The organism is Methylomonas defluvii (assembly GCF_033949435.1).
In the GTDB taxonomy this organism is placed as follows: domain Bacteria; phylum Pseudomonadota; class Gammaproteobacteria; order Methylococcales; family Methylomonadaceae; genus Methylomonas; species Methylomonas defluvii.
The window spans coordinates 149,756-176,361 of sequence record NZ_JAXARY010000001.1; the positions used below are offsets into that span (position 1 = coordinate 149,756).

A 26,606-nucleotide genomic window follows, 5' to 3' on the forward strand; every position below is an offset into this window, starting at 1 on the left:
GTCCCGGCTTCACTTGTGGGCGGATTGGCCTACACTTTGGGCATTATCAATTCGAGAGCCGCCCGCATGGAATTTAAAGACTATCTAAAAATCCTCGTCCAACACGATGGTTCGGACCTTTACCTGACGGCGGGCGCTCCACCGGCGGCCAAGTTCCAAGGCAGCTTAAAACCGTTGGAAAACGTCAAACTTAGCCGTGAACGCATCAAGGAAATTGCTGACGGTATCATGGACGCCGAGCAACGCGCCGCCTTCGAACAGGTGCCGGAAATGAATCTGGCGATCACCGAAGAAGGAATCGGACGGTTTCGGGTGAATATTTTTAAACAGCGCAATTGCCATGCCTTGGTAATTCGCAACATCAAGGTCGATATTCCCAGTGCCGACGCCTTGGGCTTGCCGCAAATCCTCAAAGATAAAATCATGGAAAAGCGCGGGCTGATTTTGTTCGTTGGCGGCACCGGTTCCGGTAAATCGACGTCCTTGGCGGCCTTGATAGATTATCGCAATAGCAACTCATCCGGGCATATCATTACCATCGAAGATCCTATCGAGTTTGTGCATCCGCATAAAAAATCCTTGGTCAATCAACGCGAAGTCGGTGTCGATACCCTCAGTTATGAGGATGCATTGAAAAACACTTTGCGGCAGGCGCCGGATGTGATTCTGATCGGCGAAATTCGCAGTCAGGAGACCATGGAACACGCTTTGGCTTTTGCCGAAACCGGGCATTTGTGCTTGTCCACGTTACACGCCAATAACGCCAATCAGGCCTTGGACCGGATCATCAACTTTTTCCCGGAAGAGCGCCGTCCGCAGTTGTTGATGGACTTGTCCTTGAATCTGCAAGCGTTTATTTCCCAACGCCTGGTACCCACCGTGGAAGGTAAGCGGGTGGCGGCTATCGAAATTTTGCTGGGTACTAAATTGGTCAGCGATTTGATCCATAAAGGCGATATTCACGCCATTAAGGAAGCGATGGAAAAATCCGAAAATATCGGCATGCAGACTTTTGACAGCCATTTACTCAAGCTCTACAAAGGCGGGGTGATCACCTTGGAAGAGGCCTTGCGCAACTCGGATTCGCCGAACAATTTAAAACTGAAAATCAATTTGAGCGAAGGTTTGGGGTCGGCGACCAAAAAGCCCAGTTCTTTGGCTGGCAGTCTTGCTTTGGAAGAAATCACCAAGAAAGAGGGGGATGAGGAAAGTGAGGGACATTAAGGAAATTCCAACGAATGTCCCAAACATCTTTGCTTTGTCGTTACAACGAAAGCGGGAAGCCGGGAAATTCAAAAAACTGGATTTCCTATTGTGGGAATGATGGGGCTATCAAAACATAAAAACGGACGATGGGCCATTTTGCAAGCGAGTGGCAATCGATAGATTTCGTTTGGACCAGCTATCGTATTCCCCATGGAATCAGCTTGTTCATAGAGCTTAAAGCCGTTTTGAACAGGCTAGGATAAGTCTGCGACGCTGAGGATCTTATAAACCTCGTAGGCTGGCTGCTGATAAGGATGGCAAGCCAGCAAGGTTTGCACCACCGTTTTAATTAAATCATCGGCGCAGACCATTTCTATCTTATATTCGGCGACCTGCTGAATTTCACCGATACTGCCCAGATAAGGGTGGCTACCGGCGAGAGGCCGGAATTGGCCCTCGCCCAGCACTTGCCAGGCACAACTGTCGTAATCGCCGATACGCCCGGCGCCTTGCTCGAACAACGCTTGTTTTAGCTGTTCGGCATGGCTGACCGGCACATAAAAACTCAGTTTATACATAGTGCCGGATGCCAGGTGACCATGCCAAGCAGGTTAGGGTTACTAACATCAGCCGGTAGCCAGTAAAAACACGCCCCACAGCACCACAACCAGCGTAATTTCCTCGATCATGTTGATGGCGGCCTGTCGGTCCGCTCTGTTCAGCATGGCTGTTTGATTGGCTTTTTGATCGCGCATATGAACGGATTGATGAAGCATAATCTCCTCCTAGTGGTGGTTGGTATAGCTACGCATTTGTCCGACTAATACCCCTTGTATTTCCAATTGCTCGGGCCGGTAACGCATGGTCTGCATCGAGGAATTGGCGGGGATTAGCAGGGTTTCGTGTGGGTACTGCTCGATAAATTTCAAAGTCGCTTCGGCTTTTTCAACCAATGCAACGACGATTTCGCCGTTACGGGCATGGCTGCGTTGTTCGATGATGACCCAGTCGCCGTCGAAGATGCCTTCTTCCTGCATCGAATCACCCTTTACTTTCAGGACATAACAAGGGTTCTCGGTTTTCAATTCTTCCGGCACAGCCATATAAGAAATGTTTTCGATGGCTTCTATCGGTCTGCCGGCGGCTATGGTGCCGACAAAAGGCAGCATGCCGGATGCCACGGTTTTGTTGACCAGCGATTTGGCGTGTTCGGTCAGGCGAATGCCGCGTTGCTTGCGCTGCGGCGCTTCGATCAAATCGGCATCGATTAGCGCCTTAATCTGGCTATGCAATGAACCGCGTGATTTCAAGCCCATCGCCGCGCACAATTCTTCCAATGTCGGCGGATGACTGAATCGCTCCTGATTTTGTAGCAGGAAGTCGAAAATTTCTTGTTGTTTACGGGTAAGCGTCATATTTGTTCTGTGTTTGTTTTGATAAAGAATACAACTAAAACAAATACAGAACAAATAATTTTTTTCGTTACCGGAAAAATTTTCTATCGATGGGCTGTTGCTGCTTGGGTGAGGTAAAGCGGTCTTCTCGAAACCGCTATGGTTAATCCGCTTCTTAAGTTTCTTGAGGTCGTCATTCAGGAGAAGAGGGGGCTCCAGTGCGGCAACTGGGCTCCCGGCTTTGCGGGAGCGAGCTTATTGAGGTGCGGTGTTAATAGCTGTTGCGTATGTGTCAGTGGGACTGAAACACGTCATTCCACAAAAAACGTATTTTCGGAGTGATTGCAACTATGGGGGCAAGCAGATATTCGTTGCTGGCGTTCCTGAGGGACGGAGGACTCGCGTTTATCGAAAGTGCTATTTACTTGTGTCTGCGACACATTTCTTGGTGAAACTGTTCTTGGCCGCGCCTTTCAAGTTTTTCTCGGCCGCTTTTGTATCGCAACTGGCTTTAGCGGCAGCGATCTTGGCGTCTTTCTCGCATTTTTTAAGAAAGCTATTTTTGGCGGCTCCGGCCAGCTTTTTTTCAGTCGCCTTCGCTTCGCAATCTGCGTCGGCCGCATACGCCGTTTGGCCTAAGAACAATAAAGCTACGATTGCCAAAATAATGTTTTTCATTGTTTATCCTCCGAATAATTGATAGTGCGCTTATTCGGTCATTGCTGAGGTTTGGATGGCTCTCGCAATTGACCGTCTGTTGCTTGTCGTTTAAAGCCAGAGGTCTTTATGCCTCAACAATCGTTATTTTCATGGCAAGCGGCTAAGTGTTGCGTGAGGAACGATTCGCTCAGTCGCAAATACTAGCCCTTCAGCACGATGGTTTCGACTTGGTCACCACCTCTGGCCGACAGCGTGATTTTGTCCTCTTGAGCTAACCAACCGATACTTCTTTGAATGACGGCCTCTTCCTCCGGAAGTACATAAACTAATTTGGCAACCGGTGTCGCGCCGTTTTCAGCCAAATGATGCCAGATAACGCCAGCGGTCAAACCTATGCGTTCGAGCATGGAAATCTCGGCTGACTCGGTGCCGCTTGGCTCGGCTTCCACATTAGGCTCTACTTTGGCGGCCTTTGGTTTTGGATTGGCTTTTTTCGTGGCTGCTTTGGCAGCGGCAGCTTCCGGCGCTTTTTCGATACTTTCCGGGGCAGCCGGTGCTTCAGCCGTTGTTTTTACGGCAACGGATTTGGTAGGGGATTTTTTAGTCGCTTTCGCTGGAGAGGGCTTTTCAGCGATAGAGACTGGTGTTTCGGAGGTAGGCGTAGTTTTTTTCATATTGGCTTTCGACGGTCAAGGATAGAGTTGTTTCCAGCGTTAGAGCTTAGCGTATGGCTATGCGGGGAGTTTACCCGAGATTTTAACCGGATTTACAAATCGATTGCTGGTTAAACCCTTGGTCATAAAAAAACCGGTATCAGCTCAGCCGATACCGGTTTGATATAACGCGCTTAAGCTGTGGTTAGTGTACGTCTTTCCAGTACTCTTTTTTCAGCAGATAAGCTAGAGCGATAAACATCAGGATAAAGAACAACACGTATTTACCCATTTGTTGTCTTTCCAACTGTACCGGTTCACCGACGTAAACCAGGAAGTTGACCAGATCGTTGACCATTTTGTCGAATTCCTGGGGTGTCATTTGGCCGGGTTGATCCAGTTTCAGACCAGTAATCACGTCATGGCCGTCGATTTTCTGCGTAATTGCCGACTGCGTACCTTGCAGTTGCCAGAACACGTTGGGCATACCGACATCAGGGAATACCGCGTTGTTAACGCCTAAAGGTTTTCCCGGTTCCGCATAGAAACTGCGCAGGTAGGTATATAGCCAGTCGGCACCGCGCGAACGGGCAATCAACGATAAATCCGGCGGTGTGGTGCCGAACCATTTTTCCGCGTCGTGCGCGTTCATGGCTGAATGCATCTGATCGTAAATGCCTGCCCCGAAAGGCGCTACCACTTTCAGAACTTCCGCTTCATCCAGTTTCAAATCGATCGCGATACGTTTGTAGCGGATGTGTTTTGCCGAATGACAGCCCAAACAATAAGTGACGTAATACTTCGCGCCGCGCTCCATCGACAGGTTGTCGCTCAAGTCGATGTCGGCGCTATCCAGTTTGACGCCGCCACTGGCCAGCACGTTGAAAGGCAGCAAAAACAAAAGAGTGTAGAGTATTTTTTTCATGGCTTAATCCAGGCTCTTTTTTAGGTTTTTTGCAAAACGAATCAGCACGGCTGAGATGCCGGACCAGTTCGGCCTTTTCTTAGCGATAGTGCCACCCATATTGTCGGGAACTTGCTGTACCTCAACGACTTCATCGACTAAGGCCAGCAGAGCGGGAATGCGATCTTCCAGGCTAGGCTGGTTGGTCAGGCGATTCGGTACCGGTTTGGTTTTTTCCCAGCGGGTATATAAAGGCATCAACAGGAAAAACCCGAAGTAAATGGCGGTCAATATCCGCGCAACCGTCGTGGCGCCTGGCGTAGCAGGCTGGGTACCCAAATAACCCAAGCCGATAAACGCCACTACAAACAATGCCACGGCTTTTTTGAAGATGCCGCCACGGTAACGGATAGACTTGACCGGGCTGCGATCCAGCCAAGGCAGCATGAACAGCACCACAATCGCGCCGCCCATCGCAATCACGCCGGCAAACTTATCCGGTACCGCGCGCAAAATGGCGTAGAACGGGGTGAAATACCAGACCGGGGCGATATGTTCCGGGGTTTTCAATGGGTCAGCCGGGATAAAGTTGGCATGCTCCAGAAAGTAGCCGCCTAATTCCGGCATGTAGAAAATTACCGTCGCAAAGAAGAACATGAACACGCCGGCGGCCATGATGTCCTTAACGGTGTAATACGGATGGAAGGGTACGCCGTCGACCGGATGTCCCCAAGGGTCCTTTGATTGCTTGATTTCAACGCCGTCGGGGTTGTTGGAACCCACTTCGTGCAAAGCCACGATGTGCAGGAATACCAGGATCAGCAATACCAGCGGCACAGCGATGACGTGAAACGCAAAAAAGCGGTTCAAGGTAGCGTCGGAGACCACATAATCGCCGCGTACCCACAGCGATAGCTCGTCGCCGATCACTGGAATCGCGCTAAACAAGGAGATAATTACCTGCGCGCCCCAGTAAGACATTTGGCCCCAAGGCAGCAGGTAACCCATAAACGCTTCGGCCATCAAACAGACGAAGATCAGCATGCCGAAAATCCAGATCAGTTCGCGCGGTTGCTTGAACGAGCCGTAAATCAGGCCGCGGAACATGTGCAGATAGACGACGATGAAGAACGCCGAGGCGCCGGTGGAATGCATATAACGCACCAGCCAACCCCAGTTGACGTCGCGCATGATGTATTCGACCGAATCGAAAGCCAGTTTGGCGTCCGGCTTGTAGTTCATGGTCAGCAAAATGCCGGTGATGAACTGATTGACGAGCACAAACAGGGCCAGAGAGCCAAAGAAATACCAGATGTTAAAGTTTTTGGGCGCGTAGTAGTGCGCCATGTGTTCATTCCACAAATCGGAGAGTGGAAAGCGCTCCAGCAGCCATTCGCTGCATTGATTCATTTTACGCTTCATGCTTTGTCTGCCTCGCTGTCTTCGCCCACGACAATCAGATTGTCTGTTTCATATCGATAAGGCGGTATTTCAAGATTGGTAGGGGCGGGAACGCCGCGATACACACGACCGGCCAGATCGAACCAGGAGCCGTGACACGGGCAAAAGAAACCACCTTTCCAGTCCGGGCCTAAATCATTAGGGGCAATTTCCGGGCGAAACGTAGGCGAGCAGCCTAAGTGCGTGCATAGGCCGACCGCGACAAAAATTTCCGGTTTAATGGAGCGCAGCGGATTTTTGCTGTTCTCCGGCTGCATGGATTCGTTGGATACCGGGTCAGCCAGTTTGCTGTCCAGCGTCGCCAGAGTGGATATAACCTCCGGCGTCCGGTTCAAGACCCACACCGGCTTCCCTCGCCAAGCTACACGAATTAGCTGGCCGGGTTCCATCTTACTGATATCGACATCGACGGGGGCTCCTGCTGCCATGGCCTTGGCGCTGGGCTGCATTTGCGAGAGAAAAGGGACGGCCAAATAGCCGGCACCCACTGCACCAACCACCGACAGTGCCGAGGTCAGAAACTGGCGTTTGGAATGATCGACGCCTTCGTGGTTCATAAGTAACACTCCTGATGATGTGATGTATATCGCGATACATCGATTATTATAATTTTCAGCAAATATACCCTACTGTCCGTGATTATTGAAATTGTTCTTGCGACAGCGCTATTCAAGGGTTTCAGGCGTTTGCGGATGCTGAGAATTATCACTTTAAAGCAACTGCCAGCGCGTTTAGAAAGGCTTGATTTTCTTCCGGTTTCCCGATGGTGACGCGCAGGCAATTGTGTAACAGCCCGCCTTGCGGGGACAGATTCTTGATCAACACGCCTTGCGACTTCAATGAAGCAAATACGTCGTCTGCGGCTTTGTTGAGGGTGCGGAACAATATGAAGTTAGCGGCGCTGGGGTAGGCGTGGACGCCGGGTGTCTCGTCTAAGGCTTGAAGAACTAAAGCGCGCTCCGCTCGCAGCGTTTGGGTTTGTTCTAACAGAAACTCGCCATGATCCAACGCAAAGCCCACCGTGATTTGGGTCAGACTATTGATATTGTATGGTAAGCGGACTTTATGCAGCTGCTCCACAATGGCCGCATCGCCGGCCAGAAACCCCAGGCGCAAGCCGGCCAGCCCCAGTTTGGAAACGGTACGCATCACCAGTAAATTAGGATAATGTCCTAGCTCGCCGATAAAACTGGCGTCGGCAAACGGCGCATACGCTTCGTCGACCACGACCAAGCCCGGTGCAAGGCTGAGTATTTCCTTGATGGCGTCTGCATCGAATAAGTTGCCGGTGGGGTTGTTGGGATAGGCGATAAAAATCAAGGCAGGTCGAGATTCGGCAATCGCCGCGCGCATGGCCGGCATGTCCAGTTCAAAACTGTCTGCCAGCAATGGCACGCCTCGGTAACGCAGGCCCAGGCTTTGCGCCACTTGTTTGTACATCACAAATCCGGGTTCCGGTGCCAACACGGCGGCATCGGCGCTTAAAACCATTAGTAATATTTGAATTATTTCGTCGGAGCCGTTGCCGAGCAGCAAGGCCGATTGCTCCGGAATGCTATTCGCCCGGCGTAATGCGATCGCCAGCGTCTTGGCTTCCGGGTCGGGGTAGCGGTTAATCGGGCAGGTCTTCAGCGATTCCAACCAGCGTGCTTGAATGTCTTCCGGCCAGCTATAAGGATTTTCCATGGCATCGAGTTTGATGAAGTTGCTGGCATCGGCAACATGGTAGGCCGACATGGAGAGAACTTCGGAGCGGAACAGCGTTTCGAGCGGTTGGGTTGGCATGTAGTCAAACTCTGCGGAATTGGAACGAGCGGCATTGATATTACACCCTAGCAAACTGGGTTGGCCGCGAGGGCAAAAGTCGGCGGGTTTTAACAAAGCGGAGGACGAACGTATAACCTTGAAAACCAGCCTCTTGCGTCCCCGTTGACGCGAGTCGCTCGCTACGGTGCGGGCGGATATAGGGCGCGGGGATAATAACACTGCTTGCTGGAGGTGGCAAAGGGATTAGGCGGCAGAGCGGGCTAATATGCCGATTTGCCTTTGGCGGCGGTGATGCTTATGGCGATACACTTTTATGGCGCGTCAATTATAGTAGGTCAGGTTGCCGCTATCGCGGCTTCCTGACGATTTGCTTTATAAGGTTACCACTGCGACTCGCCCGTTTCCGGGTCGTACATTTCGTGGAATATTTTGTGGCGGTTGGCGATCAATTCGTCGATGCTGGGCGAGTTGCTCATGGCTCGGGAAATTGCCAGCTTCATGGCTTCGTAGTTGGTGCGGTACAAATCCTTGCGGTCCAAATCCGGGTTTTCCGCGCAGGAGGGGTCTATCCAGATCATGGCGACAATGCACAATTCGTTGGCTTGCAGGCGCGGAATGACGCCGTCGGCAACACTATCGATCACTGCATCGGCCACCGCGGACTGTACCGGGCCGCCCAATAAATTGACGTAAGCCGAGGATTTGATCGTGACTTTGGGCACCATGATCGTGGCCGGACGCACTTGTTGGTTGGTGGCGCGGATCGCAAACATGCGCGTGTGGCCTGCGGTTTGGCCCATCAGATTGGCAAAAGCATGACCAGCCGGGCCTTTGACGTCGCCAATCAGGATTTCCGGCATCGCGTCGGTGCCTTGCCCTTCGCTGGAAAATACGGTGGCTTCGCCGGTTCTAAACCAATAAGAGTCTGACATGGTGCGTCCTCGGGGTATGTTGAGAAAGGCCGCATTCTATGCCCGCGCTGGGATCGCGGCAATAGGCGGACTCCGGCTTAGGGTTTAGATTGGTGGCTAAGCATGCGGGTGTAGCGCTGTTAGCGGATGCGATCCCGATACGCGCAGGTAAGGCTGGAAGGTTGTGAGACGGCGCAACCACTTCAGCGTAGCTGCTGGTCTCCCGCCTTCGCGTGAGCGCACTATTTAGGGTAAGAGTGAATAATGTCCAGTTCCGCTATGTATGCACGGCTTTCATCGCACTGCGTAACAACTGCAAACATTGGCGATTGGCGGCTAGGTCCAGCGCGCTGAAATCGTCCTGCGTAGTCAGTAGCGGATCAGCGCCGGCTTCCAGTAATTGCTTGACCACCGCGTGCTTGCCACTGGATGATGCATAAGTGAGCGCGCTGGCGCCGCTCGGGTTTTGATAGTTAATATCGATGCCGGCTTCCAGTAACAAGCCGATGCAATCGCCGGCTTCGGCAAAACATGCGGCCCACAGCGCGTTGTTGCCGTAAGCGTCCAGCGCCGTAAGATCTGCACCTTGCTCCAACAGAAAGGCCAGCACGTCGCTCCGGCCTTGTTGGACGGACAGAATTAATGGGTGTTTGCCGTGTGGATTGAGGCCTAATTGAAAGCCGTTTTCCAGTAGCCAGGCGTCTATTTCGGGTGTAAGAGGCATACAGATCAGACCAGAGAAGGGCGGTGGAGTAAGGACAGATGGTCGACACCGGCGGTTTTCAGTTTGTCGGCTAATTCGTGGCGGGCCAGCTCGCCTTTGCCGCGCAGATACTTCAATTCGCTGCCGGTCAGTAAGGTGATGGCAACCAGTTTTATCTCGCCGCCCGCGAGCGTTAAGGTTTTGCCGGGTTCGTTGTTAGCGCCCAGCAGTGCACCGATTTGCCCTCGGCCGTCTTTGATATGGTCGATTGCGAATTCCATCGATAATAGCTCGCCGTTCAACAGCCGTTCGCTCAAACGCGGAAAGCCGGCCAGGGTGTGGCTGACTTCGGCGGTTAACGGAAATAGCCAGGTGTCGGCGAGTTTGCTGAGCGGCGCATCGGCGGCGGTGCCGGAATCCGGGCTTTCGATAAACACTTCCAGGCCCAGGCCGGTTTCCGGTCGGTCGCGCTCCACCCAGGGATCGGATAAACCATCCGAGATCACGCAGGCGTTTTGGCCATGCCGTGCTGCCAGCCAGGCTGCGCCGGCCGGCCATTCCGGCCCGTCGCTCATCGGCCCCATCAGCGAGGTCAGCGCCGCCAATTCAGAACCCAGCTGTTCCTGCAGCGCTTGATGGCGAGATTCGGTTGCCATGCGCAATCGATCCGCATAAGTCAGGCCGACGATGTGTTCAGTCTGCTGCATGCGCTGTCTCCATGGTGAGGGCTTCCCAGCGCTCGCGGGCGGTAAAGCTGACTTCTTCGTCGGCATCGTCGAGCATCTGTTTCAACAGTTCCGGCTCGGCGCGCAAGGCCACCTCGTAACGTACGGTCCAGTCTTCGTCTTTACTCATCATGACCAGATCGTCGACGTCCATGCGCTGCGCGACGATGCGGCGAATGTTGACTTCGTGATCTTCGGCCATCAAGCCCAAACTGACACTGGGTATGCGTTCGGCGACGGTGCGGCGCACCTCATTGTCCGGGTCGGCGACCAGGCGGAACAGCCGCCCGGCGGGCAAGCGCTTGGCTACGTAGGTTCGCACCAAATAATCCGGGTCGTTGGCCATCAGTTCAAGTTGCGTTTCGGGCAGACGATCAGCTACGGTGACCCGGACTTCTCTGTCGCTGTCCTGACTCAACTCCAGTAGCCAGTCAACGGGGATGCGGTAGGCCAATACCCGGCGCACCGCTTCGTCCGGATCAGTCAGTAGTGGGCGCAAATGATTGGTGGAGAGGTAGCGGGCGGCGATTGCCCGGCGTTCCCAGAACGGATCATTGGCGTAATTCGGCGCGAAGCCCGGATGAACTTTAAAAAAACGGTCGATTTGCCGGCCGCTTTCGGCGACCACACAGCGGTCGCCCGGTTTGCAAGTGCCGGCAGCCAATAAGCTATCCCGGTAAGCACAAGTCGAGCAGTCGGCTAACGGGGTTAGATCCACGGAATCGTGGTCTGCTAGGAATGAGGCCACCATTTAGGCGGCCTCCGCTAAGACCGGCAGTAGCTGCGGCGTGATTTGCGCCAGCCAGATTCGAATGCGCTCGTCGGTCAAATGCGGTTGACCGCGTTGATCCAGCACTAGGCCGACGAATTGGTTGTCGATTATCGAGTCGGAATGTTCGAAAGTGTAGCCTTCCGTACTCCAGCGGCCGATCATTTCGGCACCGTAGTCGTAAAACACCCGGTAAAGCTGGATCAGCGAGCTGGCGAAACGCGAAGCGTAGCGTTCTTGATGACCCAGGCCGAATAGCGCGATGCGTTTGCCGGAGAGATCGGCGCCGTCCAGGGAGGGTACGAACTCTTGCCAGCTGCGTTCCTGGCATCCGGCTCCCAGGCCCGGCAAGTCGCCTATGCCATAGCTGGGCGTGCCCAAAATCAGCGCGTCGTACTGCAATAATTCTTCGGGTTTTACTCGATTGATATTTTTGGGCTTGTCGGCCAGCTCTTCGCCTAACAGACTAAAAATTTTTTTTGCCACTAGCCGGGTGCTGCCGGCATCCGTTCCGAAAAAAATGCCGATTTTGCTCATAAATCACCTGTGATCGAGAGTGCGGGATAAGGCTTGTGCAGCCGTTTTAAACTTCTCAGCAAATTTTGATCCAGATTAAAAAATAACCCGTGCATCTGGTTTTTTGTTTTATATCAGTTAGATAGGTATTTTTGCCGTATTTTCAGGTTGAGGTCTGTGCAGGCATGTCTACAATTGCCAGACCGATGGGGTGATTTGTGACACAGCGGCCGGTGTTATCCGTTAGATTCAGGGTGGATTGTTAGCGCCAAGATGCGGCTCTTCAGTGAGCTAAACGCCTGTTTTTAGTGCAAGCTGATTGCGTGGTTATTTTGAATTCAGCCAAGTACAGTCATTACCGTAATAAATATTCAAGGACGCCATATGGCAATTCTGCGCTGTAACAATTGTGCCTATTTACGTGAAGTGCCGAACGAGCATGTGGGCAAAACGGTTAAGTGTCCGGTTTGCGGGCAAGCATCGGCAATTCACGATACCGTGGTTTTTTTGAAGAAACTGATCGATGAATACGGGGTGCTACTGGCTAAATACCGGGAGTTGGAACAGGCGAGTAATCCTGTAACGGAAATGGCGCCATCCGATATTCGCTTGCCTAAAGACGAAGAGGTGGATTTGCACAACACTGCTGTGATGACTAACAGTATGCAGTACAAACCCATCATCAGCTGGTTCGAACGTAAAAATATCCAGGTCGAAGTAAATCATAACGCCTTGGATACGCAAGGTTTTTATGATGAAGTGGCGGTTGAATTGGGCGATAACTTTCCGGTTTTGCAGGATGTACTGGATAGAATTAGGAAAGCCCAAAGAAATAACTACGCATCGGTTGTTTTGAATTTAAGCGATTACAGTCAAAATCAAATTAAAACCATTACCGGCTTTTGTAAAAACCTTTACGAATTCTCGTTTGTCGCCAAGTATTTTTATAATAAAAATGAAAAGAGAGTCCATCTGACGTTACAGAGTATGTCGGCCATTGTCGGATTTTTTAATGGTGAATGGTTGGAGTGGTATGTGTTTATGAAATTGCTGAAACATTTCTACGAAAGCAAAGGGCTTTTCTCTTGCTTAAGAAGCTTTAATATTCAGTTTGCCAATGAAGATAAATATGAAGTGGATGTGTTTTTTCTAATTAATGGGCGTATACCGGTATTTATAGAATGTAAATCCGGAGAATTTCGTTCGTTTATCGACAAGTGCTGCAAAATGCGGCGCAGGCTGGATATTGCCAAGGAAAACTTTCTGTTACTGGTCTTGGGTGTTAGTGATGAGCAGGTGTTGGGGTTGACTAGAATGTACGATATTACCTTCGTCAATGAAGCCGGCTTTATCAAACATATTGCCGGTTTGGCGTCGCAATAAATTATACCTCTTAATATTTGTGGTAATTAGGCTATTTTTCCCGGTTTTGCTGATATTTTCAGAATCTATGGTAGGATGAAAAGGCTTTGAGCAAGCAACCGGATTAAAATATACAGTCATAAATTTGTAATTTTAATGTGGTTTAAAAAAACACTTAGTTATCAATTGATAGGATTTGTATGAACACAGTAAAAAAAACCTTGGCTTCATTTTTGGTGATCGCCGCAGCATTGGTTTCCACATCCGCTAATGCAAACAGCGCTGGCGACGCCAAAGTACGTGCAGCCGGTGAAGCTACCGTTGCCAAAGTAGAAGAAGCTGTAAGCTTGTTGGAAAAAGGCGACAAAGAAGGTACTTTGAAAGCACTGGGCGACGTTCGCCAGTCGCAAAAAGAGTTCCGTTATGAGCAAACCGAGCGTTTGCGTCAAAGAGCTGGCGACAAACTGAAAGTTGCCCGCGATGAGATCGAAAAAGGTGATGCCAACGCCGTAGCCAGCTTGAAAGCGACTCTGGACCTTTACAAAGAAATGATGAAAGTTTACAGCGCCGCTCACTAAGGACGCATCGAATCAATCCAATCCGGATTGATTAACGGCTGCCACCGGAAGACGTGTTTTCTCGGTGGCTCCCAACTAAACTGTTTCCGATGTTCATGCCTGCTTGGCATACTTCCCTTACTCCCTCCGCTGCCGATCTTTCAAAGCTTGCAATCGGCAAACAATCTTTCGAATTCCTGAGCTTGTAATGGCTTTGCGAACAAATAACCCTGTCCGAAATCGCAACCTGCCGCAGTAAGCAAATCCCGTTGGCTTGAGGTTTCTATACCTTCGGCAATCACTTTTATGCCCAATTTGTGAGCCATCACGATGATCGCTTCGCATAAGGCCATGTCGTCGGAGCCAACTGCCAGATTGCGGACGAAGCTCTGATCTATTTTCAGATAATCGATGTCGAATTTTTTCAGATAAGACAGCGATGAATAGCCGGTGCCGAAATCATCCAGCGACACCTGAATGCCGGCGTCGCGGAACGACAACAGTTGCTCGGCCACGCTGCTATTGGCATCCAGTAACAGGCCTTCGGTAATTTCGATGACGACACTTTGCCCGGAAAGACTCAGCGCCTCCAGTGTGTCCAGCCAATCGCGATGACTGTCGCGTTCATTCCGAAACTGGACCGGCGATTTATTGATACTGATCTGGAATTTTTCGTGTATCGATTGCCGCCAGCGACTGGTTTGCTCGGCGGCTTCCTGAAAAATCCAATTCCCGATGCTGCTGATCAAACCTGTTTCTTCGGCAATCGGAATAAAGTCCGCCGGGTTGATCAGGCCGCGTGTTGGATGTTGCCAGCGGATTAGTGCTTCCGCTTTGCGTACAGTATTAGTAGCCAGTTCGACGATGGGTTGGTAGCACAAATAAAACTGCTGCCCGGCCAGAGCCTGTCTTAGGTCGTTACTGAGCCGCAGCCGCGCTTGTGCGGATTCCTGCATGGTAGGGATGAAAAAACAATATTGGTTCCGGCCCTGGCGCTTGGCGGCATACATCGCCTGGTCCGCATGCTTTAACAGCGATTTCAGGTTGTCGGCGTCATCCGGGAAAAAAGCGATGCCGATACTGGTGGAAATATAAGCAATTTCGTTACCCAACTGAAAACATTCCGTCATTTTGTGCAACAGCTTGCCGGCTATACGCTCGGCGTTGTCGGGGTCGCCGACATCGCTCAGAATCACAGTAAACTCGTCGCCGCCCAGGCGGGCTACCGTGTCGGTTTCCCGCACGCTGGTCAAAATCCGTTGGGCGGCAATTTGCAGCAGCTCGTCGCCCATGTCGTGTCCCAGTGTGTCGTTCACTTCCTTGAATAAGTCCAGGTCGATAAACAACAGCGCCAGACGCTTGTGTTCCCGGTGGGCTTTTTTGATCTCCTGACTCAGCCGGTCGTAAAACATGCGCCGATTCGGCAATTGGGTTAATGGGTCGAAATTGGCTTGTTGCCAGATCACGCCTTCGGTTTTTTTCTTTTCGGTAATATCGGAAAACAAAGCCACCCGCCGCTGCATGGTCTGTTGAGCATCAAAGATGGTATTGACGGTTAACCACTTGGCGTATAACTCGCCGTTCTTACGTTTGTCCCAGATTTCGCCCTGCCAGCTGCCCTTGCTTTGAATGGCTTGCCACATAGCTTCGCTGTGGATGCTGCTGTTTAAAATGCCAATGTGCTTACCGACTACTTCATCGGATTGGTAGCCAGTAATGGTGGTGAAGGCGGCGTTGACTGTCAGGATGCGATCATCCGAGTCTGCCAACAGCATGGCTTCGCTGCTGTTTTGATAAATCAGTGCGGCCTGTTGCAGGGCTTCTTCGATACGCTTACGTTCGCTAATGTCCCGAGCGATAGCCAAGTTATAACCGACATTGGCGTATTCAAAATAATTGGCCACGACTTCCACCGGAAACAACCTGCCATCCTTGGTTTTGTGGATGGTTTCCAACTTGTTCGAGCGCTTAATTTTCAGCTCCGCCCAGTGCGCGGCCCAGACTTGGCGCGGAAAGCAAGGGTCTACATCGAATACGCTCAAGCGCAGCAGCTCTTGATGGCTATAGCCCAAAGCCTTGCAGGATTGGTTGTTGATATAAATGAAGCTGGCATTCTCTGTAATCAAATAAGCGCTGTCATGCATTTGATCCATACCAAAGCTTAATTGGGCTAAGCGCCTGCGCGAGGTTTTTTGCTCGGTGATGTCCCGAAAACTCCAAACCCGGCCCGCCGGTTGTCCGTCCAGATATTGTGGTTGGCAATAGCTTTCGATAAAGCGGCCGTCTTTAAACTCCAGTTCGCTGGCGTAACGTTGCTTAGGGTATTTATAAATCTCTTCGATTCGGTTTAGGAAGGCGGTTCGGTCTTTTAGCAGTTTCAGGGCATAGCTCAGGGACTTCTCATCGTCGCCGATCTTTAAAGAACCTGGCGGGATGCCCCAAATCCGCATGAATTGCGGGTTGAAAGTGGCGATCTTGCCGAACAGATCGACTACCAATATAGCGTCGGTGCTGGAGTCGAGCGCGGCTTGAAGGATTGATAGCGATTTTTGCAAACTGGCTTGTTTCTGCTTGGGTTGGACCATGACTCGGCTACACTGCTAGCAAGTAAATCTAGCAAAGGCTTATTTAAAAGGTTGATTTATAAGCCTAGCCGATTCCGACGCTGCCGTACCTTTTTCTATAGCTTGATACGAAATGCTTATTGTGCGGCAAAGTAGTGCATTGCTCCCAGCAAAGGTGTGCGCGGATTCAAAGCCAGTTTGACCGATAATTTGGCGAGCATGGGCTGAAACCGGCCTTTGGCGACAAAAGCCTGGATAAATTCTCCGGATTCCAGCACCGATCTGATTTTAGGGCCGATGCCGCCGCCGATGAATACGCCGCCGGTAGCGAAGGCTTTTAAGGCCAAGTTACCCGCTTCGGCGCCGTAAAGTTCCGCAAACAAGCGCACGGTTTCGCGGCACAAGGGATCTTCGTCGTCCACGCCCAAGCGCGAAATCAGCGCATTGCGATCAACGCCGCTGGCATTGGCGGGTGCGGGCACCGCCGGGCAGGGCGGGGCGAAGCGGGTTTGGACCAGGAAGTCGTAGATATTGCTGAAGCCGATACCGGACAATATCCGTTCGCAACTGACATGCGCAGGATAACGGCCGCGCAGGAAAGTCAGCAGTTGATCTTGTTGCGGGTTTTGCGGCGCAAAATCGCAATGACCGCCCTCTGTGGCGATGGGGTGATACTGTTCGCCGTCCCAATGCAGCATCGCTTCGCCCAAACCGGTGCCGGCGGCGATCACCGCAATATTGCCGGTTTGCGGCTCGGCGTTGGGATTTAGCTCGACGAAGTCCTGTTCCTGTAGGTGCAGCATGCCGATTGCCATGGCTTCCAGATCGTTCAGCAATTTCACCCGGTCGGTGCCCAGTCGAGCTTTAAGTTGTTCGCCATCCAATAGCCAGGGCAGGTTGGTGGTCTGGCAGCGTTGATTGACGACGGGTCCGGCAATGCCGAAGCAAGCCGATGCCACCGTTGGGGTGTCGGTCAAAAACAGATCCAGGATTTCCTCAAAGGTCTGAAACTCGCCGCTGGCAAAAGTTTGTTCCTGCAAACAGCTCAGCGTGCCGTCGGCTTGTCTGTCGAGTAAGGCCAGAACCGTTTTGGTTCCGCCGATGTCGCCGGCTAGAATCATATGCGTCCTCATGAGGTTGGGGTGGCGTTGTTGAGCAAGTGGATCAAGGCATCGAGTATCGCGTTGGCCAGCGCATGCGGCGGCAGTTGGTAAAACGCTTGCCAAGCCAGCGACACGCATTCTTCGTAGTGGTCGCGGTAGTGCGGGTGTTGTTGCAGCCAGCTAATTCTGACCGCATGGCCGATCAAAATATCCGTGACCAAGGTGTCGTCAATGTACAGGTCGGGATAATCGCGGACAATGGAGGCCAGCGCGCGCAGGGCTTCCACGCTCAATTGCCGATACACCGGCGCCTGAATTTTATTCAGAATATGGTTGATATGTAATCTAAAGCTTTGTTCGCCGGCGGTCATCTGTGCCAGCATGATCTCGCTGTCGATTCGGCGTTTGCTGTTGTATTTTTCGCCGACCATCAAACCCTTGCAGTGATGCAACAAGTCCCATACGCCAGCGAAGAAGGCTTCGTTCTCGCGGCCGACGCTGCCTTGCTGTTCACGCCAGGCATACCAATCGTCGGCATCGCCACGGTCTTTCGGATTCATCGACTCCGGAAAGCGCGCGGCGGTCAGATCGCGCTGCGGGCCTTCGCAATGCAGGGTTTCGACTTGTCCCAGCTGGTTTTCGCTGTTGTTGTAATCTTCCAGGGTTTCCTGCAACAGGTCCGCCAGCTGATGTGGCGGCAGCGACAAAATATCGCTAAACGCCTGGTCCAGAGAGGTACTGCTCAGGCGTTTTTGTCTGGCAATGATCAATTGCAGAATGTGGCCGACGCGAATGGTGTGCATGTCGGCGAAGAGTTCCGGCTTTAACTTGATCAGCATGCCCAGGTAGATGATCAACTCCTGGACGATGATTTGCTGGCTACTGTCGTTGGGGTTAAAGGTGCGGATAGTGTCCAGGATTTGCCAGGAGTCGGTGGGGCGGCGCAAGGTGGCTTTGCCGCTGTAAGCGCGGCCTACCGTCAAGCCATGCTGGCGCACCAGAATCTCGGTGGCGGCTTGTTCCAGGTTGATGTCGTACTTGCCCAGTAAGCTGGCGCAACGCCGCACCACATACCAAGCATGGCGGTCGCCGGCTCGGGCATACACTTCTTCTAGCAAGTCGCGCACGTACCCTGGCTGGTTTTCGTCGTTGCGTAAGCCGGTGTCGTAATCAAGTCCGTGGCGTTGGCAGAGCAAGGTGAGGGCTTCCAACTGGGCATAGAGGTTGGGGTTATTGCGCAATTGTTCTACTAAGCGGCCATCGTCACCAATTTCCCACTCGGTCAGTACGAAGCTATCCAGTGCTTGCGGCGCTTGGTCGTCGTGGGCCAGCAAATTAGCGAATGGTCGTTCCACTTCTTCCCAACTGGCTTCGGAAAAGCTGAAGTCGTGCAGGTAGCCGATTTTTTCGTGGCTGGCGGTTTTTACAAAATCGGTCAACAGCCCCAGTTTAACCGGTGTGCCTTGCACGTTGCCTTGGGCGAGTTGTTCGATAAAACCCAGCAAAACCTGCCGATCCTCGCTACCGAGCATGTTGTGCTTAATGTTGATGACCAGCAAGGGGTGGGCGGGATTGTCCCAATGGCGGATGATGTAGGCCAGTTCAGTACGCAGCCGTTGAATCAGCAACTGGTTGTCCATGGCAATATAAAAACCTTTTTGGTTCATAAATTGCGGTAAAAACAATAAAGGCTCGCCCGCCAGCACGTAAAGCTTGGATGTGGCTAGCGTGCGTAATTGTCTTAGGGGTCGGCCAGTGAGTCCAATGCGGTCGTTGCGCCCTACTTGGGTGTAGGCTGCGGCGAGTTCACTGGCATCTCGCACTTGGATCGGTGCGATTTCAGTTAAGGTTTGCGAGGGGATGCCGCGCCCGCGCAATTCTTCTTGTACCTGTTCGTCCTCGGCCAGTAGGGCAATCTGCAATGTGGAGTTCGGGTACAGGCGGGTGGCCTTGTAACGGCCCAGCGGGTCAATGTCATCCAGGCCAATCAAACCGTCTTGCAACAGTCCGCCCAAAATATACAAGCTTTGCGCCCAAACCAGCGGGACATTTTCATTGGGAACGCGCGTTTGGCTGTGCGGATGGCGTTTTTCGGCGGCGATGGCACTGTCCGGGACGATGTAAAGTTCCGGCAACAGCCATTGACCGTTCTGCTCCACCAGCAAGTCTTCCAGGCGGCGGCGATAATCGCCAACCCCTTCCGCGTCGTCGGCAAACAGTTTATTTAGTAGTAAGTAGCAGAAAAACAGCGGCCATTCGCATTCGATGTCCATGAATTGCTTCAATTCGTTCGGTTCGTAATGCAGGCGCTGATGATCTTCGAGAACGGTTTGATGGCCGTCCAGCAAGAAGCGTTTGCAACCATAGCGCCCTTGCAGTTTTTCGACGATCAGTGTCTCGGTTCTTTCGCGCAGTGCTTGATTGTCCACCGCGAACGCCGGAAAACCGGTGACGCTGAGCACCGCTGAATCGACTTCCTTGGAGATAGACTCGCGCGGCAGCAGGGCTTCCAGGGTAATGCGGGTGCGGGCGATGTCGTCGCTGATCACGTGGATGATCGCGGTCTGACCGCCGTCCTTACCGAACAAATTGCAGCCGGACATCGCTTCCAGCGCGGCTTTGGCCATGCCTATCGAGCTGGCGTTCAATTCCGCCAGACCGTGATTCATCTTATTGCCGCGCTCCCAGATGCCGTAGTCTGGGGTGCGATAGGCCCGGCTGACGTAATGCACCAGGTTTTGCACGAAATTGACTTCGTCTATGCTGAACACAATCCGCAAGCCCGAGGCGGTCATTTGCGCCAGCATCAACAAAAATAACGAAGTGGCGTCCAGTTGCAAATGGCCCCATTCGCTATCGCCCACCACAACTTCACCGCTATTGGTTTTGTATTTGGCGTGCAGCGCATCCAGCGGGTCCTGGCTGTGCTTGAATTTTTCGACTTTAGCCGCTTGCCGCATCATCGCCGTCAGCAGGCCGCGCATCAATTTGACGACGCTTTGCTCCAGTAAATAGGTGCGTTCCTGCTGGCCCTCCACTTTACGGTATGCCAGCCCCAGGCCCCAGGCCGCCAAGATGCTATAGACATTGTCCCGCACCCAAGCGTCGGTGTAATTGCCGTGGGTGGTGACGGCGGTACTGGCTGGTAGCAGACCGCTGATCCAATCCTGGCGTTTCAGGATAATGTCTTGAACTTGCTGATAATACTGGTCGAGCGTCTCGGTTTGACTGGTCGGCATCATGTATTTAATGGAGTGTGAGGTGGCGTTTAAGGAATTGGGCACTCAAGCCTTAGGCAAGGTTACTCCGGTTTGGCCTTGATACTTGCCGCCGCGATCCTTGTAAGAGGTTTCGCAGACTTCGTCGCCGCCGAAAAACAGCATCTGCGCGACGCCTTCGTTGGCATAGATTTTTGCCGGGAGCGGGGTGGTGTTGGAAAACTCTAAAGTCACATGGCCTTCCCACTCCGGTTCCAGCGGGGTGACGTTGACGATGATGCCGCAACGGGCATAGGTCGATTTACCCAGACAGATGACCAGTACGTCGCGTGGAATCCGGAAAAACTCCACGGTGCGCGCCAGCGCAAACGAGTTGGGCGGAATAATGCAGACGTCGGATTTCACATCCACAAAGCTGCCTTCGTCAAAATCTTTGGGATCGACGATGGTGGAATTGATGTTGGTGAAGATTTTAAACTCGTTGGAGCAGCGTACGTCGTAGCCGTAACTGGAGGTGCCGTAAGAAATGATGCGTCCTTGCGCGTATTCGCGGACTTGCCCGGCCTGAAACGGCTCTATCATGCCGTGTTGCTCGGACATGCGGCGTATCCATTTGTCTGATTTTATGCTCATGTTGCTGGTTGGGTAGGGAAAAATAACAGAGGCTTCAAAATAGCATATTAGGCGGGAAAAATCGCTAGTTGCCTTGCCGAAAGGCGCTAATTTGTTGAGGTTTGGCGGTTGCTGTGCTGGGTTATGGGGTAAGAAGCAGTATCAGCTAGGTCAGGTTGCCGCGAAAGCGGTTAATTGACAGGCTTAAATTGTCAGAGAGCACCGTCTCCCACCTCGACTTGATAAGGATCGAACGGTTATTTTTCTAAATTAGAAAAAACTTATTTACAAAATAAGACGACCGGTCGCATAATGCGGCCCATGGCGAAATTGGCACCCAAACAGCTCAAAAAAGACAAGCTCCTGGAGCAGGGCGTCAGCTTGCTGCTGGAAAAGGGCTATCACGCCACCGGTCTAAAAGAGATCCTGGATACGGTGCAAATCCCCAAGGGCTCGTTTTACGCCTATTTCGAAAGCAAGGAACGCTTCGCGGCGGAAGCAATTCATCACTACATCGAGCCGTTTATCCTGCGCTTATCCGGGCATTTGCAAAACCCGGAAACGGACGGCTTGGCGGCTTTGAAGGCTTACTACTTGGGATTGATAGCCGAAGTGGCGCAAACGGGTTTCAAAGGCGGTTGTCTGCTGGGAAACTTGATGGGCGAGATTGGCGATACCAGTCCATTGTGCCGAGATGCCTTATTGGATGCCGTCGGTCGATACAGTGCCCTGCAGCAAACGGCATTGGAACGCGGGCAAAAGCAAGGCTCGGTGCGGCTGGATCGCTCGGCAAAGAGCATGGCGGATTTGATGCTCAACGGTTGGCAGGGGGCGCTGCTGCGGATGAAAGTTGAGCAATCGGTAGAGCCTTTGCAGGCGGTTTGCCGGGATTTGTTGGATGATTATTTTAGGGCTTAAGTTTTTGTAATGTTTTGACATAAACTAAGACGTTGCCTAAAAAATTGACCCTATGCGTGCACTATTTTTTGCTTCTCTCTTGTTTAGTTATTCGCGGATATTGTTGGCGGAAAGCAATTGTGTGGTGCCCAATGCACACTATGAAGATATTGCTTGCGCTATCGAGGCTTTCAATAGCGTGGAAGGGCAGCTTAACCACACTTACAAAGCTCTATTCGAGAGTATGGGTTCAGAAGATAGGGCAAAACTTAAGGAAGCTCAGTTGGCATGGGTACAATTTCGTGATGCCGACACCGCTTTTGCCTACGCAAGTTCGGGAGAAGAAGGTTCATTGGGTGCGTTAATATCGACCAACCACAAACTGGATATTACTCTTGAGCGAATTAAGCAGTTGAAGGGCTTTGCAATGGATAGGACGAATTAATGAGGGGCATAGGAGCTTAACGATGAGAAGTGTATCGCATCTCTCACTGTCGATACCCCCGTTACATTGCGCGTCCGGCGATCCTACGGAACAACTTGCAAAGAGGTAACACCTATGAATATTACACCGGAGCAGCGAATCATGAATAACGACCCTAAACGCATCATCGACGCCGCGATGCAATTGGAGCCTACGGTTCGCGCCTTCATTGCTGAAACGCTATTGGAATCTTTGGATTTTGAGGAGGACTTCCCCGTCTCGGCTGCATGGCAGGAAGAAATTCAGCGCCGTTGTGCTGCCATTGATAACGGAACCGCTCGACTCGTCGATCACGAATTAGCAATGGTTCAACTGCGCACAAGCCTTGGCTAATGCGTGTTGTTTGGAATGATGAGGCATTGACCGAAGCGAATGCCGCTACCTTGTACTATAGGGAGAAACAAGCTGAGTTGGGACAGCGTTTTGTCGATGCAATCGAGGACGCGGCAGCGAAAATTGCTTACCGGCCATTGCTGTATCGGAAACTAGCGGGCGATGTTCGCAAATGTAAACTACCTCACTTTCCTTTCGGTATTGTTTACAGTGTTCGAGAGGACGCAATATACATCCTCGCCGTGATGCATATGCGGCAAGAACCGGGTTATTGGAAGCATAGGATTAAATCGTAAATCAGACGTGACAAATAAAAACCGCTGCCCACCCGGCAGCATTTTTTAACGCCGGTAAATTAGACGACCGGTCATTTATTAGGAGATTATCATGCCCAAATATCTTATCGAACGCGACATTCCCGGCGCTGGCCAGTTGACGCCAGCCGAGCTGCAAGGCATTTCCCAAAAATCCTGCGGTGTTTTGCGCGACATGGGGCCGCGCATCCAATGGCTGCAAAGCTATGTGACCGGTGACAAGGTGTATTGCATCTATATCGCCGACAGCGAGCTGGCGATCCGCGAACACGCCGAGCAGGGTGGTTTTCCGGCCAATCGCATTGAACAAATTACCACCATCATTGACCCGACTACGGGCGATTGATACACCAAACCTTTCATGGTTCCTACGCTCCGGCGTAGGAACCGAGTCAGGGACGCTCCAGCGTCCCGAACCGCAGAGCGGTTCAAGATGCATTCCCACGCTGGAGCGTGGGAACGATAACAACAACCAGGGGAGAGAACATCATGACATTCAAACTAAGCACCTTTACCGCCGCGCTAATGCTCGGCACCGCCAGCCTGTCGGCCAACGCCGACGAAACCTGCGCCTCGCCGTACATGGCGAAAATCACCGGCCAGGAAGATTTTGTGTACATCTGGACCTTGGGCGCGGAAGGCGTCGGCGACGAGCAGGACAAACTGGTCACCGTCGACGTCAATCCGAAATCCAAACAATACGGCAAGGTGATCGGCAGCCTGTCGGTGGGCGGCCGCAACGAAGCGCACCATTCCGACTTTACCGACGACCGTAAATTTCTGTGGGCCGGCGGCTTGGATACCAACAAAATTTTCATCTTCGATGTGTCTACCGACCCGGCCAAGCCCAAGTTGACTAAAACCATCACCGATTTCGTCGCCAAAAGCGGCGGCGTAGTTGGCCCGCACAGCTTGTACGCCTTACCAGGCCGGATGATCATCACCGGTTTGTCCAATAACAAAGACCACGGCGGCCGCACCGCGATTGTGGAATACAGCAATGCCGGCGACTACATCGCCACCTACTGGCTGCCGACCGACAGTAACATGGAAGGTGCGATCAAATCCGGCAAATACGCGGACGGCTATAACTACGACGTGCGGGTGTTGCCGCGTAAAAACCTGATGCTGACCTCGTCGTTCACCGGCTGGTCGAATTACATGATGGATTTCGGCAAGATGTTGGCCGATCCGGAAGCGATGAAACGCTTCGGCAATACCGTGGTGCAGTGGGATTTACATAGCCGCCAGCCGAAAAAAGTCTTCGACGTCCCCGGCGCGCCTTTGGAAATCCGCTGCGCCTGGGCGGAAGATCACAACTACTGCTTCACCAGTACCGCATTGACTTCCAAAATCTGGTTGATTCATCAAGACGACAAAGGCGAATGGCAAGCCAAGGATGTCGCGGACATCGGCGAACCGGCCAAAATCCCGCTGCCGGTGGACATCTCCATCTCCAGCGACGACAAAACTTTGTGGGTGAATACCTTCATGGACGGTATGACCCGCCGCTTCGACATCAGCGATCCGTTCCACCCCAAACAAGTGTTCGAACAAAAAATCGGCGCCCAAGTGAATATGGTGTCGTCAAGCTGGGACGGCAAACGCCTTTATTACACCTCGTCTTTATTGGCGAACTGGGACAAAAAAGGTGCGGACAACGAGCAATTCTTCAAGGCCTACAGTTGGGATGGCATCAAGTTGACCGAGCAGTTCTCGATTGATTTTACAAAAGAGAAATTGGGTAGGGCGCATCAAATGCGGTTTGGGGCGTATGCTTTGTATGGTGGTTCGCCTAAATAGATTTGTTGTTCAGGATAGCTTCCGGGTGTGTCGTATTTGTGTCGCTGTCGCGACGGGGTGTTTGGATGTCGGGTCTCGGCCCGACAGCCGAGTAACTTTTCTTTGTTTGGCCAAAGAAAAGTCACCAAAAGAAACGCCACCCGGATGCCGCTTTGATCCTGCGCTCCGAAGCTTTTATCGAGGGTCGACAGAAGGGGCTTCCCAGCCCCTCCGCCGACGCAGCGCATCCATGCGCTGCCCCTTCGGGCTGATCTCGATAAAAGCTTCGGTGCTCGGCGCGGCATACGGGACAAAACTCACGCCAGAAATTACGAGATGATATTTAGCAATGTGCGCGACTAGGCGTCAAAATCATAAAAATGGCTATGAAATGTTTTCACAAGAAATCTTGAATCAATTGGCCATTCCGATTGTTTCTTGCCCATGCTGCCAGTCTGCGTCATCTGAAATGATTAGAGAAATCCAACAGGCAGGGAGATGGGGCGAAGTTCAATGCCGCTCATGTAAACAAGTTTTTGAAATTGAAACAGCAATAGATGAAGGCTTAGTTAATACGTGTCCGTCTTGTTATGCGTTGTGGGTCGGTGGGAAACAAATCTGCGTACCGCTCGACATCGCCAGTGGAAAAACTGAGATTATCAATATCAAGGGGGAATTTGAGGAGGTCTATATCATGTCTCCTTATTTCGAATATTTTCGGTCTTTGGCTGGAGGTTTCGCCACTAAGTATATTCCCCAAGGCTATGCGATGTTTTCCTTGGCGCCGAATCCGAACGGAGAGATCCACAGCTTAAATGGTTATGTTTTAATTCAGGGTCGAGCATTCGGCCAACCGCAAATGAGCAATTGGAAAAGAATGTTGTTGAATGCAAAGCTTTCAATTTACGACTCACCAAATCTAACAATTATTACCGCTTTGAACGCAGTAGACTTATTTCTTGAAGAGTTAACAAATAAAGAACCGGGTAAAGGCCGCCCAGGCTCATGGAATCTGCTAATAAAAGAATATTTCGGCACCAAACTTAGTGAAATGCCAGGCATTGATTTTCAAAACATTGAGAAGTTTGTTCGAGTACGAAATGAGCTAGCTCACGGTAGGGACTATCTATGTAAACTTCCAGATGACATAAAACCGCTTGAGGAAGAATGGTTGAAAAACGGTAAGTTGATGGAAGGAGTGGGGGCGTATGCCCCAAGTGCAGCTTTTGCGCTAAAGATTGCGTTAGAAATCATAAGAAGCTGTAGAAGGATTGCCGATCAAGGCAAGTACATACCAATTTACAATTAACGGGAATCGAGGATCGAAGCCGTCTTCCCCTACATTTTTTATAAAAACAAAGTGTCCTTTAAATTTCGGGATGGTTTTCTCCCGTATGCCGCGCCGAGCACCGGAGCTTTTGAGCGGATCAGCCCGTAGGGGTGCGGCATGGATGCCGCACGTTGCCGAAGGGGCAGGAAGCCCCTTTCGGCAACCCCGTTCAAAAGCTTCGGAGCGCAGGGAATAAGCGGCATCCGGGTCGCCTTTTCTTTGGATACTTTCTTTTGGCGATGCAAAAGAAAGTATCTCGGCTGTCGGGCCGAGACCCGACATTAAATCAAGCCGTCGCGCCAGCGACACCTAATCCCAAAAGTAAACAGCAATCATGAAACTTCCTTATCGCCCAAGTCTTTTTTGTCTGAAAGCGGACGC

Annotated in this window: 28 protein-coding genes; 10 read left to right on the top strand and 18 right to left on the bottom strand. The window is 51.8% G+C overall.

Annotated features, from left to right (window positions below; genetic code table 11):
• The first annotated feature begins 66 nt into the window (after positions 1 to 66).
• Positions 67 to 1,224, top strand: a complete 1,158-nt coding sequence (locus QLH52_RS00740) for a PilT/PilU family type 4a pilus ATPase (protein ID WP_033156117.1) — start codon at positions 67 to 69, stop codon at positions 1,222 to 1,224.
• A gap of 236 nt (positions 1,225 to 1,460) precedes the next feature.
• On the opposite strand, the gene QLH52_RS00745 is transcribed toward QLH52_RS00740, so the two are convergent.
• From QLH52_RS00745 to QLH52_RS00810, 14 genes are all read right to left on the bottom strand, one after another.
• On the bottom strand, positions 1,461 to 1,784 hold the full coding sequence (locus tag QLH52_RS00745; RefSeq protein WP_026602326.1) for a YqfO family protein: 324 nt from the start codon (positions 1,782 to 1,784) through the stop codon (positions 1,461 to 1,463).
• A gap of 48 nt (positions 1,785 to 1,832) precedes the next feature.
• Positions 1,833 to 1,982 (bottom strand): hypothetical protein, encoded by a 150-nt coding sequence (locus QLH52_RS00750; protein WP_165385910.1) that lies wholly within the window; start codon positions 1,980 to 1,982, stop codon positions 1,833 to 1,835.
• 9 nt (positions 1,983 to 1,991) lie between these two features.
• Entirely contained in the window at positions 1,992 to 2,621 is a 630-nt protein-coding gene (gene lexA, locus QLH52_RS00755) for a transcriptional repressor LexA (RefSeq protein WP_319960221.1), read from the bottom strand.
• 396 nt (positions 2,622 to 3,017) lie between these two features.
• Complete coding sequence (locus QLH52_RS00760; RefSeq protein WP_319960222.1) at positions 3,018 to 3,278, bottom strand: hypothetical protein; 261 nt, start codon at positions 3,276 to 3,278, stop codon at positions 3,018 to 3,020.
• 182 nt (positions 3,279 to 3,460) lie between these two features.
• Positions 3,461 to 3,934, bottom strand: coding sequence for a winged helix-turn-helix domain-containing protein (locus tag QLH52_RS00765; protein WP_319960223.1), 474 nt, complete (start codon positions 3,932 to 3,934; stop codon positions 3,461 to 3,463).
• Between the two features lie 184 nt (positions 3,935 to 4,118).
• Positions 4,119 to 4,838, bottom strand: a complete 720-nt coding sequence (locus tag QLH52_RS00770; RefSeq protein ID WP_033155859.1) for a cytochrome c1 — start codon at positions 4,836 to 4,838, stop codon at positions 4,119 to 4,121.
• Positions 4,839 to 4,841: 3 nt separating this feature from the next.
• Positions 4,842 to 6,239 carry a cytochrome b gene (locus QLH52_RS00775; RefSeq protein ID WP_319960224.1) on the bottom strand — a complete coding sequence of 466 codons (1,398 nt, stop codon included), beginning with the start codon at positions 6,237 to 6,239 and terminating at the stop codon, positions 4,842 to 4,844.
• Complete coding sequence (gene petA / locus QLH52_RS00780; RefSeq protein ID WP_033155861.1) at positions 6,236 to 6,835, bottom strand: ubiquinol-cytochrome c reductase iron-sulfur subunit; 600 nt, start codon at positions 6,833 to 6,835, stop codon at positions 6,236 to 6,238. The genes QLH52_RS00775 and petA overlap by 4 nt, the downstream gene beginning before the upstream one ends.
• A gap of 148 nt (positions 6,836 to 6,983) precedes the next feature.
• A complete protein-coding gene (gene hisC, locus QLH52_RS00785) occupies positions 6,984 to 8,063 on the bottom strand; it encodes a histidinol-phosphate transaminase (RefSeq protein WP_319960225.1) in 1,080 nt (359 codons plus the stop codon).
• 362 nt (positions 8,064 to 8,425) lie between these two features.
• Positions 8,426 to 8,977, bottom strand: a complete 552-nt coding sequence (gene fae / locus QLH52_RS00790; protein WP_319960226.1) for a formaldehyde-activating enzyme — start codon at positions 8,975 to 8,977, stop codon at positions 8,426 to 8,428.
• Positions 8,978 to 9,233: 256 nt separating this feature from the next.
• Positions 9,234 to 9,680, bottom strand: coding sequence for an ankyrin repeat domain-containing protein (locus QLH52_RS00795; RefSeq protein ID WP_319960227.1), 447 nt, complete (start codon positions 9,678 to 9,680; stop codon positions 9,234 to 9,236).
• 5 nt (positions 9,681 to 9,685) lie between these two features.
• Positions 9,686 to 10,366 (bottom strand): hypothetical protein, encoded by a 681-nt coding sequence (locus tag QLH52_RS00800; protein ID WP_319960228.1) that lies wholly within the window; start codon positions 10,364 to 10,366, stop codon positions 9,686 to 9,688.
• Positions 10,353 to 11,135, bottom strand: coding sequence for a 4Fe4S-binding leucine-rich repeat protein (locus QLH52_RS00805; RefSeq protein ID WP_319960229.1), 783 nt, complete (start codon positions 11,133 to 11,135; stop codon positions 10,353 to 10,355). Before QLH52_RS00805 ends, QLH52_RS00800 begins: the two co-directional genes overlap by 14 nt.
• A complete protein-coding gene (locus tag QLH52_RS00810) occupies positions 11,136 to 11,690 on the bottom strand; it encodes a flavodoxin (protein ID WP_319960230.1) in 555 nt (184 codons plus the stop codon).
• A 363-nt stretch (positions 11,691 to 12,053) separates the two neighbouring features.
• Between QLH52_RS00810 and QLH52_RS00815 the strand changes: the two genes are divergently transcribed.
• Together QLH52_RS00815 and QLH52_RS00820 are read left to right on the top strand one after the other, a co-directional pair.
• A complete protein-coding gene (locus QLH52_RS00815) occupies positions 12,054 to 13,052 on the top strand; it encodes a hypothetical protein (RefSeq protein WP_319960231.1) in 999 nt (332 codons plus the stop codon).
• Between the two features lie 179 nt (positions 13,053 to 13,231).
• Positions 13,232 to 13,609: a hypothetical protein gene (locus QLH52_RS00820; RefSeq protein WP_033155869.1), complete on the top strand. Its 378-nt coding sequence runs from the start codon at positions 13,232 to 13,234 to the stop codon at positions 13,607 to 13,609.
• 140 nt (positions 13,610 to 13,749) lie between these two features.
• Here the strand turns inward: QLH52_RS00820 and QLH52_RS00825 are convergent, their stop codons facing one another.
• From QLH52_RS00825 to dcd, 4 genes are all read right to left on the bottom strand, one after another.
• Complete coding sequence (locus QLH52_RS00825; RefSeq protein WP_319960232.1) at positions 13,750 to 16,173, bottom strand: sensor domain-containing protein; 2,424 nt, start codon at positions 16,171 to 16,173, stop codon at positions 13,750 to 13,752.
• Positions 16,174 to 16,289: 116 nt separating this feature from the next.
• Positions 16,290 to 17,273 carry a glucokinase gene (gene glk / locus QLH52_RS00830; protein WP_319960233.1) on the bottom strand — a complete coding sequence of 328 codons (984 nt, stop codon included), beginning with the start codon at positions 17,271 to 17,273 and terminating at the stop codon, positions 16,290 to 16,292.
• An 8-nt stretch (positions 17,274 to 17,281) separates the two neighbouring features.
• Complete coding sequence (locus QLH52_RS00835; protein ID WP_319960234.1) at positions 17,282 to 20,497, bottom strand: glycoside hydrolase family 15 protein; 3,216 nt, start codon at positions 20,495 to 20,497, stop codon at positions 17,282 to 17,284.
• Positions 20,498 to 20,539: 42 nt separating this feature from the next.
• Positions 20,540 to 21,106, bottom strand: a complete 567-nt coding sequence (dcd, locus tag QLH52_RS00840; RefSeq protein WP_319960235.1) for a dCTP deaminase — start codon at positions 21,104 to 21,106, stop codon at positions 20,540 to 20,542.
• Positions 21,107 to 21,406: 300 nt separating this feature from the next.
• On the opposite strand from dcd, the gene QLH52_RS00845 reads away from it, so the two are divergent.
• From QLH52_RS00845 to QLH52_RS00875, 7 genes are all read left to right on the top strand, one after another.
• Entirely contained in the window at positions 21,407 to 22,003 is a 597-nt protein-coding gene (locus QLH52_RS00845) for a TetR/AcrR family transcriptional regulator (RefSeq protein ID WP_319960236.1), read from the top strand.
• A gap of 52 nt (positions 22,004 to 22,055) precedes the next feature.
• The gene (locus QLH52_RS00850) at positions 22,056 to 22,427 is read left to right on the top strand and encodes a lysozyme inhibitor LprI family protein (RefSeq protein ID WP_319960237.1); all 372 of its coding nucleotides are present in this window, start codon (positions 22,056 to 22,058) and stop codon (positions 22,425 to 22,427) included.
• Positions 22,428 to 22,541: 114 nt separating this feature from the next.
• Positions 22,542 to 22,799 carry an addiction module protein gene (locus QLH52_RS00855; protein ID WP_319960238.1) on the top strand — a complete coding sequence of 86 codons (258 nt, stop codon included), beginning with the start codon at positions 22,542 to 22,544 and terminating at the stop codon, positions 22,797 to 22,799.
• Positions 22,799 to 23,095, top strand: a complete 297-nt coding sequence (locus tag QLH52_RS00860; protein ID WP_319960239.1) for a type II toxin-antitoxin system RelE/ParE family toxin — start codon at positions 22,799 to 22,801, stop codon at positions 23,093 to 23,095. Before QLH52_RS00855 ends, QLH52_RS00860 begins: the two co-directional genes overlap by 1 nt.
• A 91-nt stretch (positions 23,096 to 23,186) precedes the next feature.
• Entirely contained in the window at positions 23,187 to 23,459 is a 273-nt protein-coding gene (locus QLH52_RS00865) for a DUF4242 domain-containing protein (RefSeq protein ID WP_319960240.1), read from the top strand.
• A 143-nt stretch (positions 23,460 to 23,602) separates the two neighbouring features.
• Positions 23,603 to 24,916: a methanethiol oxidase gene (gene mtoX / locus QLH52_RS00870; RefSeq protein ID WP_319960241.1), complete on the top strand. Its 1,314-nt coding sequence runs from the start codon at positions 23,603 to 23,605 to the stop codon at positions 24,914 to 24,916.
• A 370-nt stretch (positions 24,917 to 25,286) separates the two neighbouring features.
• Positions 25,287 to 26,204: a hypothetical protein gene (locus QLH52_RS00875; protein WP_319960242.1), complete on the top strand. Its 918-nt coding sequence runs from the start codon at positions 25,287 to 25,289 to the stop codon at positions 26,202 to 26,204.
• Positions 26,205 to 26,606: the final 402 nt, after the last annotated feature.

What these genes read in the sequence shown, in the direction of transcription:
- QLH52_RS00740 (WP_033156117.1), top strand. Translation starts at nt 67, where the DNA reads ATGGAATTTAAAGACTATCTAAAAATCCTCGTCCAACACGATGGTTCG.
- QLH52_RS00745 (WP_026602326.1), bottom strand. Translation starts at nt 1,784, where the DNA reads ATGTATAAACTGAGTTTTTATGTGCCGGTCAGCCATGCCGAACAGCTA.
- QLH52_RS00750 (WP_165385910.1), bottom strand. Translation starts at nt 1,982, where the DNA reads ATGCTTCATCAATCCGTTCATATGCGCGATCAAAAAGCCAATCAAACA.
- lexA (WP_319960221.1), bottom strand. Translation starts at nt 2,621, where the DNA reads ATGACGCTTACCCGTAAACAACAAGAAATTTTCGACTTCCTGCTACAA.
- QLH52_RS00760 (WP_319960222.1), bottom strand. Translation starts at nt 3,278, where the DNA reads ATGAAAAACATTATTTTGGCAATCGTAGCTTTATTGTTCTTAGGCCAA.
- QLH52_RS00765 (WP_319960223.1), bottom strand. Translation starts at nt 3,934, where the DNA reads ATGAAAAAAACTACGCCTACCTCCGAAACACCAGTCTCTATCGCTGAA.
- QLH52_RS00770 (WP_033155859.1), bottom strand. Translation starts at nt 4,838, where the DNA reads ATGAAAAAAATACTCTACACTCTTTTGTTTTTGCTGCCTTTCAACGTG.
- QLH52_RS00775 (WP_319960224.1), bottom strand. Translation starts at nt 6,239, where the DNA reads ATGAAGCGTAAAATGAATCAATGCAGCGAATGGCTGCTGGAGCGCTTT.
- petA (WP_033155861.1), bottom strand. Translation starts at nt 6,835, where the DNA reads ATGAACCACGAAGGCGTCGATCATTCCAAACGCCAGTTTCTGACCTCG.
- hisC (WP_319960225.1), bottom strand. Translation starts at nt 8,063, where the DNA reads ATGCCAACCCAACCGCTCGAAACGCTGTTCCGCTCCGAAGTTCTCTCC.
- fae (WP_319960226.1), bottom strand. Translation starts at nt 8,977, where the DNA reads ATGTCAGACTCTTATTGGTTTAGAACCGGCGAAGCCACCGTATTTTCC.
- QLH52_RS00795 (WP_319960227.1), bottom strand. Translation starts at nt 9,680, where the DNA reads ATGCCTCTTACACCCGAAATAGACGCCTGGCTACTGGAAAACGGCTTT.
- QLH52_RS00800 (WP_319960228.1), bottom strand. Translation starts at nt 10,366, where the DNA reads ATGCAGCAGACTGAACACATCGTCGGCCTGACTTATGCGGATCGATTG.
- QLH52_RS00805 (WP_319960229.1), bottom strand. Translation starts at nt 11,135, where the DNA reads ATGGTGGCCTCATTCCTAGCAGACCACGATTCCGTGGATCTAACCCCG.
- QLH52_RS00810 (WP_319960230.1), bottom strand. Translation starts at nt 11,690, where the DNA reads ATGAGCAAAATCGGCATTTTTTTCGGAACGGATGCCGGCAGCACCCGG.
- QLH52_RS00815 (WP_319960231.1), top strand. Translation starts at nt 12,054, where the DNA reads ATGGCAATTCTGCGCTGTAACAATTGTGCCTATTTACGTGAAGTGCCG.
- QLH52_RS00820 (WP_033155869.1), top strand. Translation starts at nt 13,232, where the DNA reads ATGAACACAGTAAAAAAAACCTTGGCTTCATTTTTGGTGATCGCCGCA.
- QLH52_RS00825 (WP_319960232.1), bottom strand. Translation starts at nt 16,173, where the DNA reads ATGGTCCAACCCAAGCAGAAACAAGCCAGTTTGCAAAAATCGCTATCA.
- glk (WP_319960233.1), bottom strand. Translation starts at nt 17,273, where the DNA reads ATGATTCTAGCCGGCGACATCGGCGGAACCAAAACGGTTCTGGCCTTA.
- QLH52_RS00835 (WP_319960234.1), bottom strand. Translation starts at nt 20,497, where the DNA reads ATGATGCCGACCAGTCAAACCGAGACGCTCGACCAGTATTATCAGCAA.
- dcd (WP_319960235.1), bottom strand. Translation starts at nt 21,106, where the DNA reads ATGAGCATAAAATCAGACAAATGGATACGCCGCATGTCCGAGCAACAC.
- QLH52_RS00845 (WP_319960236.1), top strand. Translation starts at nt 21,407, where the DNA reads ATGGCGAAATTGGCACCCAAACAGCTCAAAAAAGACAAGCTCCTGGAG.
- QLH52_RS00850 (WP_319960237.1), top strand. Translation starts at nt 22,056, where the DNA reads ATGCGTGCACTATTTTTTGCTTCTCTCTTGTTTAGTTATTCGCGGATA.
- QLH52_RS00855 (WP_319960238.1), top strand. Translation starts at nt 22,542, where the DNA reads ATGAATATTACACCGGAGCAGCGAATCATGAATAACGACCCTAAACGC.
- QLH52_RS00860 (WP_319960239.1), top strand. Translation starts at nt 22,799, where the DNA reads ATGCGTGTTGTTTGGAATGATGAGGCATTGACCGAAGCGAATGCCGCT.
- QLH52_RS00865 (WP_319960240.1), top strand. Translation starts at nt 23,187, where the DNA reads ATGCCCAAATATCTTATCGAACGCGACATTCCCGGCGCTGGCCAGTTG.
- mtoX (WP_319960241.1), top strand. Translation starts at nt 23,603, where the DNA reads ATGACATTCAAACTAAGCACCTTTACCGCCGCGCTAATGCTCGGCACC.
- QLH52_RS00875 (WP_319960242.1), top strand. Translation starts at nt 25,287, where the DNA reads ATGTTTTCACAAGAAATCTTGAATCAATTGGCCATTCCGATTGTTTCT.